This window comes from Ruegeria sp. AK4 (genome assembly GCF_056541025.1).
In genome coordinates this window covers 1-2143 of sequence record NZ_JBQFXS010000062.1, presented here as the reverse complement: position 1 = coordinate 2143, position 2143 = coordinate 1, and the positions used below count along the sequence as shown (strand labels likewise).

At 50.7% G+C, this 2143-nt stretch carries 4 protein-coding genes; 1 reads left to right on the top strand and 3 read right to left on the bottom strand.

The window, feature by feature from the left end; all coding sequences use genetic code 11:
- The 3 genes from ACR0EZ_RS25835 to ACR0EZ_RS25825 form a co-directional block, all read right to left on the bottom strand.
- On the bottom strand, window positions 1-485 hold a 485-nt coding region (locus ACR0EZ_RS25835), incomplete at its 3' end, for a GNAT family N-acetyltransferase (protein WP_480617697.1).
- A gap of 182 nt (window positions 486-667) precedes the next feature.
- Window positions 668-892, bottom strand: coding sequence for a DUF1127 domain-containing protein (locus ACR0EZ_RS25830; protein ID WP_480617695.1), 225 nt, complete (start codon window positions 890-892; stop codon window positions 668-670).
- Complete coding sequence (locus ACR0EZ_RS25825) at window positions 882-1106, bottom strand: DUF1127 domain-containing protein (protein WP_480617693.1); 225 nt, start codon at window positions 1104-1106, stop codon at window positions 882-884. The genes ACR0EZ_RS25830 and ACR0EZ_RS25825 overlap by 11 nt, the downstream gene beginning before the upstream one ends.
- 130 nt (window positions 1107-1236) lie before the next feature.
- Between ACR0EZ_RS25825 and ACR0EZ_RS25820 the strand changes: the two genes are divergently transcribed.
- Window positions 1237-2143, top strand: a 907-nt coding sequence (locus tag ACR0EZ_RS25820; protein ID WP_480617691.1) for a LysR family transcriptional regulator, incomplete at its 3' end; no start/stop codon positions are given.

The window sequence follows — 2143 nt, the reverse complement described above, 5'->3', positions numbered from 1 at the left end:
GTCGGCCAGTTGGGATGCAAGATTGCTTCAACAATATCTGCATCAGCTACAAACTGCGCGTTGTGTTTCGCAGCAAGATGGCGCATGTGGTGGTTTTCCTTCAGGCACATCATTTGGATTGTCCTTACACCCCTGTTCTGCGCCATTGCGAACATCTGTTGAAACAATGCGTCGCCAATCCCAATGCCTTGCCACTCGGCTTCGACGGAGAAGGCAGCTTCGGTCTTTGATTGCCACGACTGAAAGAGACCGCGCAGTTCCACAAGGCCTCTCAATTGCCCAGAGATAAACGCTCCACAAACGATACTGTCGTACCGAAGGACATTCTGCGCGTAGCCCAGAACCCCTGTATTAGTAACAGTCCCACAAAACCGTTCGCGCCGAGTCTGGTCATCTAATCGAAGAAAATGATCACAGATGTCATCTTGATCGCGGAAACGGAGACGACGAACGATCGGGTCTCGTGAAGTTCTCCTATCGCTCATCTTTCGGGCTCCTGCTTGGCAGGTTGGTTTGGGCCAGCACTTTCGGGAGGAGTTGAAAGTGCTGGCCCCTTGCGTTGGCGCTCCCTGTAGTCTTTTTCGCCGCCGCTTTTGCTGGCTTACTCTGGGAGGAGCGAGGACCAGCAAATTTCGTGTGAGCTTCTGACCTGAAGGCCTCTGTTCTATTAATCAGCCATCAATTTCGCGGCGTATTCCGCGATATCGGATCGCGAAATTCCAATCTGTGCGAGTTGGTCGTCGCTCATTTTCGAAAGTGTGGAGAGCATCCGGGCCATTTGAAGCGTCTTCAAGACGGCATTTGCCGTGGCTCCGATCCACGCCAGTAAGCTGATGGATAGGGCAATGGCGTGAACACGATCTGTAACAGCCGTTTGGGAATTAGCCGCCATACGCAGCCTCCATAGCAAGTCTTTTGATGCTACTGCGCGGAATACCCAGATCTATTAGGTCACGGTCAGATAACACCGAGAGTTCATAATAAGTTGCGCGATAAATCCTGTATTTGGACTGTGCCTTTCGCATCGTGTCCAGCTTTTGATGAAAGAACGTGCGGCCAGCTTCGAAAACGACATCCAGCCCGCTGTTTGATCGAGTAATTGCCATGATATTGCCTCGTCTGTTGCTGCAATGCAGTATTTATGCTGCAATGCAGAGATAGATGTATTTGGTAGCGCTCACAATTCGACAATTTGGCATAGGCCCCATGCCATATTGGAACAGTAAAGGTCATGACATGGACATTTCTGTGCAAATGCTAATCTTTGCGACGGTTGTCGAGCAGGGCAGCATCTCTGGGGCTGCAAGATCAATGGGGCAGACCCCATCAGCAGTTAGTAAGCAGATCGGATTACTTGAAGATCAGGTGCACTACTGCCTTCTTAATCGCACCAGAACGGGTGTCTCTCCGACGCGAGAAGGCCAAGATTTCTATGAAAAATGCAAAGCGATGGCTGACAAGTTTAATGAAGCCAAAGCGATGATCAACAGTTTTGACGGTGTCCCACGCGGAGAACTTAGGATTGCATCCACTGTCGCATTCGGTAAGTCTCAACTGATTCCTGCCCTGCCAGAGTTCATGAAAGAGAACCCTGAGGTTCAAATGTCTTTGGATTTGACCGACCGAGAAATTGATCTTCGGAGTGAGGGGTTCGATGCGGCGATCTGCTTTGCAGAACAACGCAAGAATCCAGATATGGTCATTAGGCGCATTATGCAGAGTCGCAGGGTACTATGCGCCTCACCTGCATACCTTGAGCGTTGTGGAACACCGTCGAATTTTGCCGAATTGGCTGAGCATAATTGCTTGAGAGTTGCTGGGAGAAGCCAACGGAACGCTTGGAACAGCATTAAACCGAACGCAGGCGAAAAATTTGAAGCAACGGGCAGCTTTGAGGGAAACAGCACCGATGTCGTCTTTCGAGCCGCTCTAGCAGGTATCGGGATCGCACGGCTGCCCTGCTATATGGCAAACAGGAAATTTCGCTCCGGCGAACTTGTCCACGTCATGCCGGAGTATGCACCACCCAGCACAGATATTGTCGTAATGTTTGCCGACAGGCGCAATCTAGCACCAAAAACCAGAGCGTTCGTGGATTACCTGGCGCGACGGTTTCGGGATTCCAAAGAAAACCAAAGGAACG

Excerpts from the sequence above, each read along its gene's own strand:
- ACR0EZ_RS25830 (WP_480617695.1), bottom strand. The coding sequence starts at position 892 with ATGGCGGCTAATTCCCAAACGGCTGTTACAGATCGTGTTCACGCCATT.
- ACR0EZ_RS25825 (WP_480617693.1), bottom strand. The coding sequence starts at position 1,106 with ATGGCAATTACTCGATCAAACAGCGGGCTGGATGTCGTTTTCGAAGCT.